This is a genomic window from Limnobaculum eriocheiris, assembly GCF_021010575.1.
Classification (GTDB): domain Bacteria; phylum Pseudomonadota; class Gammaproteobacteria; order Enterobacterales; family Enterobacteriaceae; genus Limnobaculum; species Limnobaculum eriocheiris.
Map to the genome: position 1 here is coordinate 115,329 of NZ_JAJNAG010000004.1, position 17,816 is coordinate 133,144.

The following is a 17,816-nucleotide window of genomic DNA, read 5'->3' on the forward strand; positions in this document are numbered from 1 at the left end:
AAATAAGAAAAATAATCGACTTAGTATTTATTCGGGCAAAGCCCTACAAGAACAATCACCACCTCCAGAGGAGGTGGTTTAAGAATGACAATAAATATCCCCTGTCCGGCACTACCGAACAGGGGATACTTTTTGTCTGTTGAAATATTCTACAGTAATGCGCTATTTCTTTTCCGGTTTAAACCACGGCCAAACCACATTGCTTTTGGCTGCCAGGGTATACCAGTTACTGTCACCCTGCGGCACGTTTGACTCCAGACCGGCAGCGTTTTTCTCCCCTTCGCCTTCACTTTCACCACTCTTTTTGCGGATACGTACCGACGCTTTTTCCGCATCGGGGGTAATCTGAGCGTTAAACGCCCTGACCTCAGAATCAAATAAGATCCCTTCCAACTGATGCAGACGATCCAAACCACGAAGGATACCAATCAGCGTACTTAACGTGACGGCTTCCCCCATTTCTACCCGTTTAATGGTCGCTATCCCTACCTGCGCTCGCTCTGCCAGCTCAATCTGAGATAACCGCATGGCAATACGCGTCTCTTTAATTCTGCGGCAAAGCTCAGAAATGATTTCGCTATCGGATACGGTATTAAATTTCATGGCTGTACCTGATGTGTTGTAATTATCTGTTGCTATTATACCTACTAACCGTGGTGTTATATAAAATGAATTGAATGAATGTGATCTTCCCCTTGCCAGAGCGCGACTTCTCACAACAGAGGGCTAGCCACTAACTGGTTTAATCATAGTTCACGACAGGCTTTCAGACTCCGCTTTTGTTTACCGTTGTCGTCAAAGTTAGCTTCATTCAGCCAGCGTTCCATACCTGCCTTAATCACTGGCCATTCCCTATCCAGAATAGAGAACCATGCGGTATCACGGGTACGTTGTTTATACACGACAGCCTGACGGAAAATACCTTCAAAGGTAAAACCTAAGCGCTGCGCCGCCGAACGGGAAGGGGCGTTCAGGTTATCGCATTTCCATTCATAACGGCGATATCCCAGCTTATCAAAGGCATAACACATCAGTAAATACTGGGCTTCAGTGGCAATACGGGTTTGCTTCAGCAATGGAGAAAAGGTCACATGCCCTACTTCCATCACGCCACTGACTTTATCGATGCGCATTAACGCGATAGTACCAACCGCACGGTTGGTCGTCTGATCGATAATGGCAAAATGCAGCGGATCGGTGGTACCGGAAGCCTGTTCCACATGCTGAAAATAGAGTGCCGAATCGTCAAACGGGCCATAGGCCATATAGGTCCAGTCACGGCCATCAGGGGCCTGACTAAAAGCATGAAATAAATCTGCCGCATGGCGTGCAGCCTGTAGCGGCTCCAGACGACAATATTCACCGACTAACTCAAGGCGCTGCGGATGCTGGCGCGGTTGCCAGTCCGTAAGCGTTTCACCAACCGGCTGCTGATATTGATTTAAAGTGTTGGACACTGAAAGACTCCTTCGGTGTGAATTGGTGTTTTTATTACTTTAACCTCAGGTGGCAACAATAGTAAGTGCCGGTAAATGAATTTTTAACGCATCATTAGAAGCAAAAGAAAAACCGCCAGCACTAAAAAATGCTGGCGGTTAACAGACAAATCACCATGAGTCATCTGGTCAAATCAGAGTATTACAGGGTTACCCCACTCTTAAAAATAGCCAGTTCACGGAAATCATTAGCTTCGTTACAGGTTAATTGACCGTTAACCACAGTAACAGTGTAATCAATAAATTGACTCAACAGTTCATCCATTGATACGCCATACAGCAGCTGTCCGGCATCAAAATCAATCCAGTGAGGTTTTTTTGCCGCCAGTTCACTGTTGGTAGCCAGTTTCATCGTTGGAACAAAACCCCCATAGGGCGTGCCACGGCCGGTAGAAAACAGCACCATATTACAACCCGCACCGGCCAGAGCACTGGTGGCTACCGCATCATTACCCGGTGCACTAAGCAGGTTTAAACCGGATTCTTTCAGACGTTCGCCATATTTCAACACATCAACGACCTGACTACGGCCTGCTTTTTGAGTGCAGCCCAACGATTTCTCTTCCAGAGTGGAAATTCCACCTGCTTTATTTCCCGGTGACGGATTTTCATAAATCGGCTGTTGATGAGCAATAAAATAACTTTTGAAATCGTTAATCATGCTGACGGTTTTCTCGAAAGTTTGTTTATCACGGCAGTGATTCATCAATGCCTGCTCGGCTCCAAACATCTCCGGAACTTCGGTCAGTACGGTGGTTCCACCGTGAGCAATCAGAAAATCAGAAAAACGCCCCAACAGGGGATTGGCCGTAATACCCGACAAACCATCGGAACCACCACACTCCAACCCGAAACGAACTTCACTCAACTTACCCGGCTGGCGGCGATCGTGACGCATCGCCTGATACAGTTCATTCAGAAACTCAACGCCAGCTTCCACTTCATCATCATATTTCTGACACACCATAAAACGGGTTCGGGACTCGTCCACCGGACCCAGGGTACGGCGAAACTCATCCACCTGATTGTTCTCACAGCCCAGACCAATAACCAAAACCGCACCCGCATTGGGGTGGCGTACCATATTCTGCAACATGGTGCGGGTGTTTTGATGGTCGTCACCTAACTGCGAGCAACCAAAAGGATGGTTAAACAGATAAACGCCATCAATATCGTTTAAATCATCGTGTTGTTGTTTAAAACGCTGGAGGATCTGGCGGGCAATACCGTTCACGCAGCCAACCGTTGGAATAATCCACAATTCATTGCGGATCCCTGTCAGGCCGTTGTTACGACGGTAAATTTTCACCTCAGGATCCGGCAGTGAAGTGGAGAGAGAAACCTCCACCGGATGGTACTGATAATTATCCAACTCACCCAGATTAGTTTTAAGATTTTGTGAATGTACATGCTCACCGACAGCAACAGGCTGTAAAGTATGACCAATAGGCAGACCATACTTAATCACCTGACCGCCAGCCGCAATATCTTTAATGGCAAATTTATGTCCCCGGCTAACCGGCTGTTTTAGCAGCACTGCCAGCCCATCAACATCAACCATAGCCCCCTCGGGCAAATCCTGTAGCACAACGGCAACATTGTCAGCAGGATGAATTTTTATCATTTGTTTCATAATTGATCCTGGCTGTCACTCATTGGCAAAACAGTACTGGTTTAGCGCCGCTCTCATACCGTTTTCCTGAATCGCCCGAAGCTGTTCCGTTACCAGTGACACCAGCCCGGGAATAGCGATTAAATCCTGCTCCCAATGCGCGGCCTGAGACAGCACATCGTTAACTAATGCCATCAGCGATATCTCCCCGGCCTGCTGCTGTGCCCAGAGTTTGGCATAGCGGGTTAACCAGATTTCGTCATCCTGTAATGGCGTTACTTCTTCACCACGTTTGCCCTGATAAAAAGCAATCAACGCCGCCAGAGCAAAGGTCAGATGCATCGGGAGTTTTCCATACTGATGCTGATACGCCACCAGTTGAGGCAAAATACGGGTACGGTACTTAGTCATACCATTCAGCGAGATAGACAGTAGCTGATGCTGAATAAAGGGGTTACGAAAACGGCTAATGACCGCATGAGCAAATGAGTTCAACTCATCTTTTGGCAGCGACAGCACCGGAACAATTTCATTAAAAATGGTCTGTTCCACAAAGCGACTGATTTGTTGGTCATCCATCGCCTGACCGACATAGTCGAGACCGGCCAGATAAGCAACAGGTACCAGTGCCGTATGGGCACCGTTCAGAATCGCAACTTTGCGTTCTTTGTAAGGCTTAATGTCGTCGACGATCAGAATATTCAGCTTTAGTTTATCCAGACACAGTGTCTGTTCCAGCCAGCGCGGCCCCTGAATCACAAACAGGTAGAAGTATTCGGCGGTATCCAGAAAGGTATCCTGGTAACCCAGCTCTTGCTGTAAAGCATCCACTTCGTTACGGGGGTAACCGGTAACGATCCGATCAACCAGCGTTGAGCAGAAAGTATTGTGCTGCTCAAGCCAGATCACAAATGCCGCTGGCAGTTGCCACAGCGTGGCATAACGTAATACTAACTCGCGCAGAGCATCACCATTATAGTCAATCAGCTCACAAGGGATCAGAATCCAACCCTTATCCGTCGCGCCGTTAAAATGGGTAAAACGCTCATATAGCAAACGGGTCAACTTGGCCGGATAACTGGCCGGTGGTGCGTCATCCAGTTTATCATCCGGATTAAAGCTGATACCCGCTTCGGTCGTATTGGAGAAGACTATCCGAATGTTTTCATCCTGCGCCAGCGCCAGATACTCATCAAACTGCTGATAAACATTAAGTTCACGGTTAACCGAACGAATCAGACGCGTTTCCCGAACCGTATCCCCTTGCTCATTCAGGCCGCGAATGATAGTGGTGTACAAGCCCTCCTGAGTATCTAATGAGGGGGGAAAATCGCTATCAATAGGACGAACGACAACAACTCCGGCATTCAAGTCGGTGCTTTCATTTAACAGATCGATTTGCCAGTCAATAAAGGCACGTAAAAAATTTCCTTCACCAAATTGAATAATCTTATCCGGGTACTGAGGGCCGGGAAAATTTCGACGGTTTAAATTCTGCATAGTTTTACCCTAATTCTCTTGACCGATGGGAGGAGAGCACTGCGGCTCTCCCTCTGCTTACGGGTGATAAAAGTTCAATACGGACAGGCGATAGCCTTACTCAAGTTCAATGGCGAAATAGCGTTTAGCATTGTCAAAACAGATGTTTTTCACCATTTCGCCCAGCAGTTGAATATCTGCTGGCGCTTCGCCATCGGCTACCCAGCGCCCTATCATCTGGCACAGAATGCGGCGGAAATACTCGTGGCGGGTATAGGAGAGAAAACTGCGGCTATCGGTCAACATGCCAACAAAGTGACTCAGCAGTCCCAGTTGACTGAGCTGAACCATTTGGCGCTGCATACCGTCTTTCTGGTCGTTAAACCACCAGCCGGAGCCAAACTGCATCTTGCCCGGAATGCCTTCCTGCTGGAAGTTACCGCACATGGTGGCCAGGACTTCGTTATCGCGCGGATTCAGGCAATAAAGAATGGTTTTAGGTAGCGCATTATTAGCCGCTTGTGCATTAAGCAGGCGCGACAATGGCAAAGCGACTGGCGCATCGTGAATGGAGTCAAAACCGGTATCCGGCCCCAAACGTTGCAGCATAAACGCATTATTGTTGCGCAAAGCACCAATATGGTACTGCTGAACCCACTGACGTTGATGATATTGGTTGCCCAAAAACAGCAGCACGCCAGTTTTAAACTGGGCTACTTCTTCAGTTGATGGGGCCTGCCCCTGAAGTGCACGCGTCAGAATGCCATCCAGTGTTGCTTCATCCGCCTGCTGGTATACCACTTCATCCAGCGCATGGTCAGCGATGCGGCAGCCGTGTGCGGCAAAATAGTCCAGGCGCTTGTTCAACGCATCGCACAGGTCGCTAAAGCGATGGATAGGGTTATCTGCCGCCGCTTCAAGGCGATGAATATATTCAATAAATCCGGGTGAATCGATATTGAATGCTTTATCCGGGCGCCAGCTTGGCAATACTTTAATCTTAAAGCTGCTGTCCTGCGCGATCGCCTTGTGGTGTTCCAGAGAATCAACCGGATCATCGGTGGTTCCTGCCATTTTGACATTCATTTGTTGCATGATGCCGCGGGCAGAGAAACGTTCTTGTTCCAGCAGTTGATTACAGCGGTTCCATAAATCATCCGCCGTTGACGAAGAGAGCAATACACCGGTAATACCAAATGGACGACGCAGCTCTAAATGAGTCCAGTGGTAAAGGGGATTACCAATAGTATGAGGAACGGTGGCGGCCCAGGCTTTAAACTTCTCAAGGTCTGGTGCATCACCGGTGCATAAACGTTCGGCCACGCCGTGAGTACGCATTGCCCGCCACTTATAGTGGTCCCCTTTCAGCCAGATGTCATATAGGTTTTTAAATTTGTAGTCGTTGGCTATTTGCTCTGGTGGCAGATGGCAATGGTAATCAAAAATAGGTTGTTCTGCCGCGTAGCCGTGGTACAGCTGGCGGGCGAATTCGGTATCCAGTAAAAAATCTTCGGTTAAAAATTGAGACATGGAATGATTTCCTTCGTCAGAGTGATTCGCTGTTTATATCATTCTATAAGTTGTTATACCAATATCAAAGTGAGTTAGATCTCATTTTTGCAATCTTCACCTTTTTACAGCCTGTTACATACCTTACTCTATCGATTAATTATTGAAGAATGCGGCTGTCACTAGCGCTCGTATGATGTTAGCCATAATATTCTGGTTTTTGTGATATACCTCAACCACGAAAGATGTATGACAGGTTAACATAAGCTATCAACCAAAAATAGATAAATACCATTGGCTCTACCTTAAACCTCCACTTAAAAAAGGAATAAGAAGGATGAAACTAAAACCACTATTAGCGAGTCTTTGCATTTCAGTACCGCTGATGATGACCTCAATGAGCACTGTCGCCGTTGAAAAAATCACATTAAAACTGGCTCACAATCTGGATCAGGAACACGTGGTTCATAAAGCGCTGGACCAGATGGCAAAAGAGATACAAGAAGAGTCTGGCGGTAATATACGTATTCGTATCTATCCAAACGGTCAAATGGGTGGCCCACGTGAAACCATCGAAATGATGCAGAACGGAGCACTGGATATGACCAAAGGTAGCGCCAGTGAAATGGAGCCCTTTGCCAGCGCCTTCTCCGTATTTAGCCTGCCGTACCTGTTTAAAGACGATGCGCACTTTAAGCGCGTTCTTTACGGACCAATTGGTCAGGATCTGATGAAGCAAACTGACAGCAAAGGGTTTGTGGCGATTGCCGCTTACGTGGCCGGTACTCGTAGCTTCTATGCTAAAAAGCCGATTAACTCTCCGGCTGATATGAAAGGCATGAAAATCCGCGTGGTATCTACCCCAACCACCAATAAAATTATCGAACTGTTAGGCGCTTCGCCGGCACCGATTCCTTTCGGTGAAGTCTATACCGCCCTGCAACAGGGGGTTATTGATGGTGCAGAAAACAACGAACCGTCTTACTTCCAGACCCGTCACGTTGAAGTGGCTAAGTTCTATACCGAAGACCAACACACCAGCGTACCTGACTATCTGGTTATTGCTTCCAAAGTATGGAACGGCATGAGTGACGAACAGCGCGCGATTATTACCAAAGCCGCCCGTAATTCTGAAGTGTATCAACAGAAGCTATGGGATAAAGAGGTCACCAACTCACGTAAGAAAGCACAGGAAATGGGTGCAACCTTCATCACTGTGGATAAAACTCCATTCCGTGAAGCCCTAAAACCGCTGTATGACGATTTCAGAAAAGACGCCAGCGTGGCGGAATGGATGACCAAAATCGAAGGCGAAGCAAACAAGTAATATTTTTCCAATAGCGGTGCTGAAGGGGTTAATAAATGCCGTTGTTCAGCCCGCTATTTTTATGGAACAGACAACATGCCTATTGAAAAATTAAAAAAACCAATTGATTGGTTTATCGCAACATTCTCAGTTGTCATGATGGTGATACTGGTAATTTGCGTAGTCTGGCAGGTGTTCAGCCGCTTTGTCCTCAATAGCCCCAGCACAATGACGGATGAGATTGCCCGCTTCAGTATGATTTGGGTTGGTTTATTAGGAGCCGCTTATACCGTTGGCCTACAAAAGCACCTTTCCATTGACCTCTTCACCTTAAACCTGACCGGCATTAAACGCCGTATCAGCAACATTGTTATTAACCTTTGCATCTGCGGTTTTTCCGGCGGTGTGATGATTTGGGGCGGTTATACCCTGCTGGCAAAAGTATATGAGTCTGGTCAGGTTTCCCCGGCTATGCAGCTTCCTATGGCTTACATCTATGTGGTGTTACCGATAAGCGGCATCATCATGGTGTATTACAGCCTGCTGTTTATTATTGATGCCATTGTCAATCCCGGGACAACAGAGGAGAGTAAATAATGGAATGGCTCACTGCCTGGGAATGGTTTGTTCCCCTTATGATGTTGATGACCTTTGTCATCCTGGTTTTCACCGGCGTTCCAATCTCCTTTGCCATTGGTATCGCTACTCTGGTAGCCGGTTCACTAATGTTACCAACCGATGTGACACTGACCATATCCGGTCAAAAGATAGCCACTGGGCTCGACAGTTTTTCTCTGCTGGCCATACCGTTCTTTATACTGGCTGGCTCACTGATGAACAGCGGGGGTATTGCCCACCGTCTGATTAATCTTTCTCAAATTATGGTTGGTCGTATTCCTGGCTCGCTGGGTCACGTTAACGTTATGGCCAATATGATGTTCGGTTCAATTTCTGGTTCAGCGGTTGCCGCCGCCGCCGCAGTTGGTGGCACCATGGCCCCGATGCAAAAGCAAGCAGGCTATGAGCCCTCTTTTACCACAGCCATTAACGTAACCTCCTGTATCTCTGGCCTGTTAATTCCACCGTCAAACGTTCTGATCGTTTATGCGTTAACCGCTGGCGGCATCTCGGTAGCCACCCTGTTTATGGCCGGCTATATTCCGGGCATTCTGATGGGACTGAGCGTCATGTTAGTGACCTACGTTATCGCTAAACGCCGTAACTATCCGATGGCACCGCGCCCAACCGTACAGATGGTTGTGAAAGCCTTTCTGGATGCTATTCCAAGCCTGCTGATGGTAGTGATCGTCATGGGCGGTATTCTGGGCGGTATCTTTACGGCCACTGAAGCATCCGCCATTGCGGTGGTTTATACCTTTGTGCTTTCGGTGCTGATTTACCGCGAAATCAAATTTAAAGATCTGCCAAAAATCATTCTTGATTCGGTCGTCACCACCTCAATCGTGCTGTTCCTGATAGGTGTTTCTGTGGGCATGTCATGGGCGATGACCAATGCGGATATCCCTTATATGATTAACGAAGCGTTAATCAGCGTTTCGGATAATCTGATTGTCATTCTGCTGATCATTAACATTATTCTGTTAATTATCGGGGTGTTTATGGATATGACGCCCGCGGTGCTGATCTTCACCCCCATCTTTTTACCTATCGTTAAATCAATGGGAATGGATCCGGTACATTTCGGTATTATGATGGTATTCAACCTGTGTATCGGGCTCTGTACGCCGCCGGTTGGTAGCGCCCTGTTTGTTGGCTGCTCGGTTTCCGGTGTGAAACTGCAAGATCTGCTAAGGCCTATGATGCCGTTCTTTGCCGCATTGCTGGTATCACTGTTCGCCGTGAGTTACATTCCTCAGCTCTCCCTGTTCTTGCCGGGTCTGTTTGGCATGAAATAAGGTTCTGTTTCATCGCTGGTACTGCATTTGTAGTGCCAGTGATGAACGATTAAAAGATAAAAACCGCTATAAACCAATACCCTTCACTGAGTTAAACACAACATAGTGCACCTATTTTATAAGTGGTATGATAGCCTTAAGGTATCCAGTTAAGTCATCAATCACTGGTTTTAACGATTAGAGTACTCAATATGCAAATGGTCGACAGTTCTCGCTTATATCAACAAATCGCTACCGAATTAAAACGCCGTATTGAGCAAGGCGTGTATCCCGTTGGTGAAAAATTACCGGCAGAGCGTCTGATCTCTGATGAAATGAACGTTAGCCGAACGGTAGTGCGCGAAGCCATCATCATGCTGGAAGTTGAAGGCTATGTGGATGTACGCAAAGGTTCAGGCATTCATGTTATTTCTAATCAGCCAAAAACCAGAGTAATGCCCCACAGCGGTTTGGAATTTGCCTCCTGCGGTCCATTTGAACTGTTACAGGCCCGCCAGTTGATTGAGAGCAATATCGCTGAATTTGCTGCCACTCAGGTAACCAAAGAAGATTTACTTAAACTGATGGAAATTCAGGAACACGCCCGCAAAGAGGACCGTTTTCGGGATTCCGAGTGGGATTTAAAATTTCATATTCAGGTTGCCATGTCCACCCACAATACCGCGATGGCCACCATCGTTGAGAAAATGTGGAGCCAGCGGGTACTAAACCCTTACTGGCGTAAACTGCATGAGCACATTGACGACCGTTCCATCGAAAGCTGGTGCGACGAACACGATAAAATCCTGAAAGCGTTAACCCGTAAAGACCCCTACGCCGCCAAAGTCGCCATGTGGGAGCATCTGGAAAACACCAAACAGATGCTGTTTAACGCCACCAGTGAAGACTTCGAATTTAACGTCGATCGCTATATGTTTGCTGAAAACCCGGTGGTGCATCTGGAGCATGCTTCGGTGCTTGAGAAAAGAAAGTAATATTGGCTTTCACATTGGTAAAAACAGAACAACAGAGTATGTCCTGAATCTCCGGGTATGGAACCCGGATAATTAACATATTAGCATTATGCCCGGCCGGAAGACCGTCTGTACTTTACTCCTGAGTGCGTCGGGCCTACCTTTCCTACGGGCACTTCGTTGGCTTACGCCAAGTCGACCCCCACGGAAAGCTCTCCCTCCGTTTGGCTGCATCCAGAGAGAGATATTCGACTATCGAAATTTATCATTACGTTATATCAATAATCCCTTTAAACCTTTTCCCTGCGTGTTTTGAATATTGCTTTGGCATCTTGATGGGTGATGCTTTGTCCATTGGCTATTGATGCGCGGGCGGACGTTACTTTATCTTCAAGAAAGTGTTTATATTCATGCCGTTCAATATATTGTTGCATTAGATCGCGAACTATTTGAGGCGCGGAACGATGTTCGGCTTCAGCTAATTTCATAAAAGTATCCCTAAGCTCTGTTTCAAGTTTCATTGTAAATACCGGTTGTCTATTCATAGTGCGTCCCCTTAAATGGTATTAACAATGTATATACTTTTTTGTTAATGTACGAAGCTCACCAAAGCATTGACGTAATTTCATAACCATCAACTTATCCCGAACAATATATTCATATCAGAGAAGGATCAATAATTGAAACAGTAAGTTAGTGGGTTAATTTACAAATATGGAGACGGTTCGCAAATATTTAAGAATGATAAAACCTCGGCAAATTGCTGACATTATGTTGAAGATATATCCTTCAGCACCTGTTCCCGGGAATACAATTTACCCTGCTGTTTATCCTTTTCAGAGAGCGTCAAAATCTTGAGCATTGCTATCGCATCATCTCTGAGTTTTCTCTCTTCACAGGACTCGATAACATATATGGGTATACCGTTATTGATTACCAGTATTGGTTCAGAAAGATCTAAATCAGCGGCATGTTTTTTAATGTAGCGGGCTGTTTTTATTTTCATTGGATTTTGCCTTTCTTCCATTAAAAGGTTTATTTTCATATCAAAGGCAAAGATAAGAATCTCTTCCTATCAATGCCTTGATTTCAATAATTTTTATTCCTGCCCTGCTACCTCTGATTTCATTTCATCCTCCACGCGATAGAGGGAGCTAAACAGCGCTTCCATCTTTTCATGCAGGATGAATTGTAGTGACTCTTTTACCGCCGCTTCGTTGATGTTGATAACGGCGCAGGTTAGCGCTAAGCATTGTTCAACCAGTTCCAGCGGATCTTTTGGGGTGGAGTCGATAAGATTAAGCATGATGGCTCCCTCCCTTTTTCAGGCAACTTGCTGAAATGGAGGATCGTTTTTTCGATCCGGATCCGCATTTGGATCTTACTGCGAGTATAAATTTAGAGTGAGTTTGGGTATGCTTCTTTACAGCCATAATGTTAACTCCGTAACGTTGTGGTCAGAAACCCCGTATGTGCTCGAACACTGCGGGGTTTCGCTATTTTGGCTGGCGGATAAAAAACCGACAGCAAGAACACAGTATATTTGTACAGGGAGAGGGTCAATGGAATGGAATGTTTTTGACGAGTAGCCATTACGGGTGTTGGTGCCGGTTTTAGGGGAATTTTTCTCATGCCCCAGATGGTCGGTCAGCTCAGTATTGAGCGCTGTTTCGACGGTAAGCTTTGTCAGCATACGGGAAAACTGGTTAAGGTCGGCTTCGGTTTTAAGGCCCTTAGCCAGCTCAGCCGCAAGAGCTTTAAGTTTTTTCATCCATAATTTGCCTGTCTCCGTTGTTGGAGTGAACATATCAAAAACAGGCAATTACACAAATTTAATTACAGTCTCATAAACATCCCCAAAAATCACCACATCAAATCATCCGGCACCTTAAAATCAGCATACGGATCTTCCTCATCCAACGCCTCCTGACTAAGCGCACTATTTAAAACAATACTACCCGCATCCCGCTGCGCAATCTTATCCGCCACACTCGCAGGAATAATCGCATATTGACTCTCACCACTACCATCAACCACCAAACGAGCAATAGCCAGACGACCACTAATCAACTGCGCTTGCGTCAGCTTATCCACCGTCACTCTTTTAATTAAATTGTCGTCTGTGAAGTTAAAATCAATATCGCCTTTTGAAATGACAATTCTGTTCATTTCAATAAGCTGCTTTACCTGAGCTTTATACTCTTTAGATAAGGCAGCCTGTTTTTGCTGCTCGCTTAACTGCTTATCGCGTTCAAGCTGTGCTTTTTTATTTTCTTCTACCGCTTCTCGCGCTTCACGGGCCTGAACCCGTGATTTTTTGGCCGTTCTCTGCACTTTGGCCATTTTTTTGCTGTTTACTAATCCCGCTTTTAACAGCTGCTCTTGTAAGGTGAGTTTTGTCATCTTCGTTTCTAAACCGGTTGAATAATTTATGGGATTATACCTGTAATCGTTGAGGCTGTACCAGATTGCAGAATCCGAATGAGATACAAGAAGTTCCGCGCCGTTAAGGCGCAGTATTTTTAATTACTTGGTTGCAGGCGTTAACTCAGGTTGCACTAAGCTGTAAGTCTGGTTGTTCAGCGAAACCTCCGCCAGCAGTTGTTGAACCACTATTGCCACATCGCTACGGTAGACAAAACCGTGAACTTCCTGATGCTGATAACGTTGAGCCAGCCCCGTTGCCGCACCGTTCAGTAAACCGCCGGGACGCACAATGGCAAAATCCAGCGTACTGGTTTGCAACCAGATTTCAGCCAGTGATTTCTCACGCACCGCCTGCCCGAATGCCACTCTCGCCCGCAGAGACAGGGTTGGCCAGCTATCACCACAGCCTAATGAAGTCACCATCACCATTTGCGACAGTCCGCATTTTTCAGCGGTATCGACAATAATGCGATGAGCCAGATAGTCCTGTGTCCCACCCAGAGTGGAGATAATCGCCGCGGACCCTCCGGCGGCCTGACAGGCTTGTTCAACGGCATGTGGGTCACTGGCATCCCCTTCAATCACTGTTACACCCAAATCCCGCAGGCGTTGGGCAGCATCGGGCTTACGTACTAATACCACCACCGAACGCCCCTCGGCGAGCGCCAGTTCAAGTAAGCAAGCACCAACACCGCTGCCGCCGGCACCAAAAATTAACCAGGGCTTCACGCTGGCACCTCCTCTAACTGAACAGCCAGCGCACGGAATGCCACCACCTGATCGGCCAACAGTTGACGGTGCTCATCACGACCAAGGAAGATTTTGAACATCGCGCTGCCAGCCTCATTAAGGAACAGAATAGAGGCGGTATCCATCCCCATAAACTGACGCTCAATCAGCGCGATATGTTTGCAGTTTTCTGCTTTGATGTGTCCGGTCATACCCTGCCTGCCGCGCAGGTTAAAATAACCATGACGATGAAAACCCGATGGCAGCTCACCGGTAAACTCCAGAATAACATCTGAAGTATGTACCAGCGTGGTTACTTTGCCCCACTCAACGGCGACATCCCACACCGTATCGAACCGATCGCCACTCACCAGAGTGCGTACCGGTAAGTGCTCAATCACGTCCAGCAGCGTAGTGTTAAATTGACCTGCAATAGCTTCCAGCGTGCCATCAGGATTGGTTTTCATTAATTCATGTAATTCAGCGTTCATATTCATTCCTTATTGATATTGCCAGTCAATTATTGCTTCGCGTTAAGTTCTAAAATCAGTTCCTGCAAAGATTGCAGCAAATTGCTAGCCCAGAACCGTCCTTCGTTGGTCAGCCGCAGGCAGGTGGAGCTATCAAACAACAGGCCGGACTGATGCCACTGTTCCAACAGCGGTGATAAAACCCCGGCCAGTGGCGTCAGGGTCTCCAGTGGAACCCGCCCCACTTCAATGCCGGCCTGTAGATCGTGCCGCCATTGATATTGAGTGTCGGTGCTTTGCGTCATCATCATGAGGGGCTTGGCACCGTTTTCGATACCCTGAAAATAGCTATCGAGATTGCGCTCCACCATCCAGGCGTGACCATTCACCGAACCACCACCGCCGGAGCCAAAGGCCAGACAGTCCGCCCCGCGTTTTATCAGCAGGTTATACAAATTCCGTTCCCGGGTAGAGCGCCCCCAGTGGCTATTACTGATGCTATGCCAGCCATTCTGATCCATAAAATCACAGCCCTGAAGATAGAAGTCACGCCGCTCCGCCGGTGTTGGTACGCTAATACGATTGTTTTCCACCGCTTTGCCCAAGGTGGTATTTGGCAGCAGGTTCAATGCATACAGATCGACACCATCAAGGCCGATATCGCGCACCGTGACTAAATCCTCGGCCCAGCTTTGCGTATCCTGCCCCGGTAAACCAAACAACAGATCGCATACCACTGCGGCACGATCCCGTCGGCACAGGCCCTCCATAAAACGTCTGGCTTCTTGTCCATCGGAAGTACGCGCCATGCGTTTACGAATTTCGCTGTTAAAGGTTTGAATACCAATAGAGAAACGGTTTGCTCCCGCATCCAGACAGGCATCAATGCGTTCATCATCAAAGTTGAGCACCCGCCCTTCAATGGTAATCTCGCAGTCTGGAGCCAGCGGCAGGCGTTGGCGCAGCGTCGTGATAATGCGTGCTAAGTCTTTAGCCGCCAGCGCCGATGGCGTACCGCCGCCAAAGTAGACCGCATGTATCGGGGCCGATTGATGCAGAGGACTATCTGCCTCCATCTCAATTTCGCGCAACAGCGCATCGGTATATTGACTACAGTGGTCTTCATCGTATCGGTTTTGATAAAAGCCACAAAAACTACAGTGGGTAGCGCAAAACGGGATATGAAGATAGATCAATCTTTTGCGTGATGGAGTAATGGTGTTCACCAGCGTATTCCAGGCCGAAGTCCGCTGTTCCTTTGGTACAGGCATGGCGCTGCGCCAGGGCATCATAGCGCGACGATCGCGAAAAGGTTGAGAACCCGGTAAAGCAAAATGAGCAGTAAAATCCGGCTGTGACAATTTCATTGTAGCGTCTTTCACGGTTATTTTAAGTTGTACCGGCCATGGGTGAATTAATACTGACTCACCCATGGTCAGCGTAAGTAAAAGCTATGGGCTATTCGGATAACGCCGTTGATGCCACTGTTCCACTGCCTCAACAACCCGCGGCCCCATGCCCAGAATCAGGGGTTGATCCACTTCGATAATGCGCTGGTTTTTCCAGGCCGCCGTGCGGGTCACTCCCGCTATATTACCGAACGGCTTTCTTTGGGCTTCCGATGTCACACGCTGAGAATATCGGTGACTTCAACACCCGGTATCTCCTGTCGTTCATCGGCAAGGACTGAACCGGAAGCCGCATGCATCGCAGCAGATATGCTTTGAATAGCCAAAAGAGACTGAGAAGTTCCTTATGCGTAAACTCATACCACCAATACTTAATAGAAATGATTTTCATTATAATAAGAGTTTATATTATCATTTTAGGTAAGATCCATACAAAAAGGTATCGATCAAATATATGATTGACTTGCATCAATAAAATTCGTATGTCAGAAAATAAATCGATAGAAAATGAAAAAGGATAAAAATTATGGAAGACAATTTAGAGCTAATATTCATGCCCGCGTTAATCGTATTACTGATTAACGCCCAAAAAACAAAAGGTGAGCCACTAACACAAAACGAAGTGGAAGCTATTAGGGATAATGCTGTATGTATAGCGCTCCCTTCCGGAAGCAATGCCATGATGGCTGAAAAACGGGGATATGATGATATAAATCCTGAATTTGCCTGGCTGGAATACCTTAGTTACATCAATGGCCTTTCTGATACCAAAGAGATAAATAATCAATAAACGGGTCTGGCATCAATGGCGATCTCAACCATTTCTACTACCCTCTAATCATACCCATAGATTGCTTATTGATTCCGATTGATCCATTGGCATCCGTTGTCTTCACTGAGGTTAATTAAAATGAAAAAAGTCATTATCACCACAACGCTCTTCACTATCTTAATGACCTCTTATAACGCATTTGCCATAAGTGAAGCCTATAGAAAACAGCTTGATGCATCCGGTTGCACACAGGTTAGCGAAGCGTCCGGAGCCTGTAACTTCCACCATTCCAAAAGCCAGAACCAATCAGAAGCTAATAAAAATTCCGGAACAGCATTATCCGGACCAGCCGTTGAAACAGCCCGGGAGCTCGATAAAAAAATATCAGGGAAATACCTCGGGCAGGCTGTTGATGCCATGACGGCAGATGGCTGGAGCCGCTCAAATCAGGAAGGCACCAGGTGGAAAAAAGCAGGATTCGTGGCAGCATTCAAGCAAAGTAACGATGGTAAAATTACTGGGGTAACGGTCAAATAGATCTGGTGCTGAAAAATCTGGAGCGGGTGAAAACGAAACTATTAATAAGGGGCTGACTTCTCATTGTCTAATTTCCGGTAACCGCACCAAAGGCGCGATAATAGGAAGAAATAGTAGAACAATGCGCTCTAAAATTAATAGTCAGAACTCCTTTAATACAGATTATTAATTTATTTGATAATGAAGCGCCGATTCAATATCAACGAGCTGCTCAAGATGAGTTCTGCTCTTTTATCATCGGTAAAAGAGATATAAATCTCTTTGCAGCTGGCGATAAAATTTTATCTTTTCGGGTAACATACATGATCCCCCGTTTAATATTTAGATCAGAAATAAACACATGTTTTAGTATCCCACTTTTTAATTCCTGGCTTACAGCAAATCGAGAAATAAAAGCAATTCCCAGAGAATGAATCACGCCTTGTTTTATTGCCTCAAGACTGCTTATCTCCATATAGTTTGATATTGATATTAAGTGGCCTTTCAACATTTGCTCCAAAAACTCACGAGTAGCCGAATGTTTTGGTTTCCAAAGCAAAGTATAATTTTCAATCATATAAGGCTGAACATTCTGTTTCTCAGCTAAAGGATGACCAGGTGGCACGACCAAAATTAATTCATCTTGATAAAACAAGTTCGTCTGATAATGATTTTCATTTACTTTTATCTTATCTGACAACACTAAAAACTCGACATCATTATTTTCAAGTTGTTTAAGTAATGTTGGTGAAGATCTAATTTGAATATTGACTTTTACCTTAGTGTAACTGGTTTTAAAACTATTTAATATTGATGGAATTAAATAGACACCGACGAAATTGCTAGCGCCAAAAGCCAGAGTTCCTTGCTCACCTGAGCTTATTTGTTGAGCATTGTCTTTCGATTCTTGCCATAAGTTTATAATTTTTTCAGCATAAGGTTTAAAGGCTTCGCCCTGTTGATTTAGATGTATTTTTTTTCCTACCCGATCAAACAAAACACAACCCAATTCTTCTTCTAAGGTACGAATTTGCATGCTTACAGTAGGTTGAGAACAAAATAAATACTCAGCTGCTTCAGAGAAATTCAAATACTCTGTTAAGACAATAAATGTTCTAAGTCGTCCAATATTCATTATTATTCTCCGTTCTAATTTTCACTATAGGGTTTTCTTATAGTTATTAAAAATAAATCAAATTGTTTTAGGTTTAACAACAGAATT

General features: G+C 46.0%; 19 protein-coding genes and 2 pseudogenes. 6 read left to right on the forward strand and 15 right to left on the reverse strand.

Annotated elements, in window-relative coordinates; all coding sequences use genetic code 11:
- Nucleotides 1-162: 162 nt before the first annotated feature.
- From LPW36_RS03670 to uxaC, 5 genes are all read right to left on the reverse strand, one after another.
- The gene (locus LPW36_RS03670; RefSeq protein WP_230608120.1) at nucleotides 163-603 is read right to left on the reverse strand and encodes a helix-turn-helix domain-containing protein; all 441 of its coding nucleotides are present in this window, start codon (nucleotides 601-603) and stop codon (nucleotides 163-165) included.
- Nucleotides 604-746: 143 nt separating this feature from the next.
- On the reverse strand, nucleotides 747-1,457 hold the full coding sequence (locus tag LPW36_RS03675) for a GNAT family N-acetyltransferase (protein WP_230608121.1): 711 nt from the start codon (nucleotides 1,455-1,457) through the stop codon (nucleotides 747-749).
- A 181-nt stretch (nucleotides 1,458-1,638) separates the two neighbouring features.
- On the reverse strand, nucleotides 1,639-3,129 hold the full coding sequence (locus LPW36_RS03680) for a UxaA family hydrolase (RefSeq protein WP_230608122.1): 1,491 nt from the start codon (nucleotides 3,127-3,129) through the stop codon (nucleotides 1,639-1,641).
- A gap of 15 nt (nucleotides 3,130-3,144) precedes the next feature.
- Complete coding sequence (locus LPW36_RS03685) at nucleotides 3,145-4,608, reverse strand: tagaturonate reductase (protein WP_230608123.1); 1,464 nt, start codon at nucleotides 4,606-4,608, stop codon at nucleotides 3,145-3,147.
- 96 nt (nucleotides 4,609-4,704) lie between these two features.
- Nucleotides 4,705-6,117: a glucuronate isomerase gene (uxaC, locus tag LPW36_RS03690; RefSeq protein WP_230608124.1), complete on the reverse strand. Its 1,413-nt coding sequence runs from the start codon at nucleotides 6,115-6,117 to the stop codon at nucleotides 4,705-4,707.
- Between the two features lie 316 nt (nucleotides 6,118-6,433).
- Here uxaC and LPW36_RS03695 point away from each other — a divergent pair, with 316 nt between their 5' ends.
- The 4 genes from LPW36_RS03695 to exuR all read left to right on the forward strand — a co-directional run bounded on the left by LPW36_RS03695 (nucleotide 6,434) and on the right by exuR (nucleotide 10,292).
- On the forward strand, nucleotides 6,434-7,423 hold the full coding sequence (locus LPW36_RS03695) for a TRAP transporter substrate-binding protein (protein ID WP_230608125.1): 990 nt from the start codon (nucleotides 6,434-6,436) through the stop codon (nucleotides 7,421-7,423).
- 75 nt (nucleotides 7,424-7,498) lie between these two features.
- Nucleotides 7,499-7,999, forward strand: coding sequence for a TRAP transporter small permease (locus LPW36_RS03700; protein ID WP_230608126.1), 501 nt, complete (start codon nucleotides 7,499-7,501; stop codon nucleotides 7,997-7,999).
- Complete coding sequence (locus LPW36_RS03705) at nucleotides 7,999-9,318, forward strand: TRAP transporter large permease (protein ID WP_230608127.1); 1,320 nt, start codon at nucleotides 7,999-8,001, stop codon at nucleotides 9,316-9,318. The genes LPW36_RS03700 and LPW36_RS03705 overlap by 1 nt, the downstream gene beginning before the upstream one ends.
- Nucleotides 9,319-9,509: 191 nt before the next feature.
- Nucleotides 9,510-10,292, forward strand: coding sequence for a transcriptional regulator ExuR (gene exuR, locus LPW36_RS03710; protein ID WP_230608128.1), 783 nt, complete (start codon nucleotides 9,510-9,512; stop codon nucleotides 10,290-10,292).
- Between the two features lie 269 nt (nucleotides 10,293-10,561).
- On the opposite strand, the gene LPW36_RS03715 is transcribed toward exuR, so the two are convergent.
- The 9 genes and pseudogenes from LPW36_RS03715 to LPW36_RS03755 all read right to left on the reverse strand — a co-directional run.
- Complete coding sequence (locus LPW36_RS03715) at nucleotides 10,562-10,816, reverse strand: CopG family ribbon-helix-helix protein (protein WP_230608129.1); 255 nt, start codon at nucleotides 10,814-10,816, stop codon at nucleotides 10,562-10,564.
- A 224-nt stretch (nucleotides 10,817-11,040) separates the two neighbouring features.
- On the reverse strand, nucleotides 11,041-11,277 hold the full coding sequence (locus LPW36_RS03720; RefSeq protein ID WP_230608130.1) for a type II toxin-antitoxin system Phd/YefM family antitoxin: 237 nt from the start codon (nucleotides 11,275-11,277) through the stop codon (nucleotides 11,041-11,043).
- A gap of 93 nt (nucleotides 11,278-11,370) precedes the next feature.
- Nucleotides 11,371-11,577, reverse strand: a complete 207-nt coding sequence (locus LPW36_RS03725; RefSeq protein ID WP_230608131.1) for a hypothetical protein — start codon at nucleotides 11,575-11,577, stop codon at nucleotides 11,371-11,373.
- 267 nt (nucleotides 11,578-11,844) lie between these two features.
- Nucleotides 11,845-12,042: pseudogene (locus LPW36_RS03730) on the reverse strand (IS256 family transposase); the annotation flags it as partial.
- A 92-nt stretch (nucleotides 12,043-12,134) separates the two neighbouring features.
- A complete protein-coding gene (locus LPW36_RS03735; protein ID WP_230608132.1) occupies nucleotides 12,135-12,674 on the reverse strand; it encodes a DUF2058 domain-containing protein in 540 nt (179 codons plus the stop codon).
- Nucleotides 12,675-12,797: 123 nt separating this feature from the next.
- Nucleotides 12,798-13,427: an NAD(P)H-binding protein gene (locus LPW36_RS03740; protein ID WP_230608133.1), complete on the reverse strand. Its 630-nt coding sequence runs from the start codon at nucleotides 13,425-13,427 to the stop codon at nucleotides 12,798-12,800.
- On the reverse strand, nucleotides 13,424-13,918 hold the full coding sequence (gene hutX, locus LPW36_RS03745; protein ID WP_230608134.1) for a heme utilization cystosolic carrier protein HutX: 495 nt from the start codon (nucleotides 13,916-13,918) through the stop codon (nucleotides 13,424-13,426). Before hutX ends, LPW36_RS03740 begins: the two co-directional genes overlap by 4 nt.
- A 29-nt stretch (nucleotides 13,919-13,947) precedes the next feature.
- Nucleotides 13,948-15,264 carry a heme anaerobic degradation radical SAM methyltransferase ChuW/HutW gene (gene hutW / locus LPW36_RS03750; protein ID WP_230608135.1) on the reverse strand — a complete coding sequence of 439 codons (1,317 nt, stop codon included), beginning with the start codon at nucleotides 15,262-15,264 and terminating at the stop codon, nucleotides 13,948-13,950.
- An 84-nt stretch (nucleotides 15,265-15,348) separates the two neighbouring features.
- A pseudogene (locus LPW36_RS03755) lies at nucleotides 15,349-15,534 on the reverse strand (hemin ABC transporter substrate-binding protein); the annotation flags it as partial.
- A 298-nt stretch (nucleotides 15,535-15,832) separates the two neighbouring features.
- Here LPW36_RS03755 and LPW36_RS03760 point away from each other — a divergent pair.
- Together LPW36_RS03760 and LPW36_RS03765 are read left to right on the forward strand one after the other, a co-directional pair.
- Nucleotides 15,833-16,096, forward strand: a complete 264-nt coding sequence (locus LPW36_RS03760) for a hypothetical protein (protein WP_230608136.1) — start codon at nucleotides 15,833-15,835, stop codon at nucleotides 16,094-16,096.
- A gap of 120 nt (nucleotides 16,097-16,216) precedes the next feature.
- The gene (locus tag LPW36_RS03765; protein WP_230608137.1) at nucleotides 16,217-16,615 is read left to right on the forward strand and encodes a hypothetical protein; all 399 of its coding nucleotides are present in this window, start codon (nucleotides 16,217-16,219) and stop codon (nucleotides 16,613-16,615) included.
- A gap of 211 nt (nucleotides 16,616-16,826) precedes the next feature.
- Here the strand turns inward: LPW36_RS03765 and LPW36_RS03770 are convergent, their stop codons facing one another.
- The gene (locus LPW36_RS03770; RefSeq protein ID WP_230608138.1) at nucleotides 16,827-17,729 is read right to left on the reverse strand and encodes a LysR family transcriptional regulator; all 903 of its coding nucleotides are present in this window, start codon (nucleotides 17,727-17,729) and stop codon (nucleotides 16,827-16,829) included.
- Nucleotides 17,730-17,816: the final 87 nt, after the last annotated feature.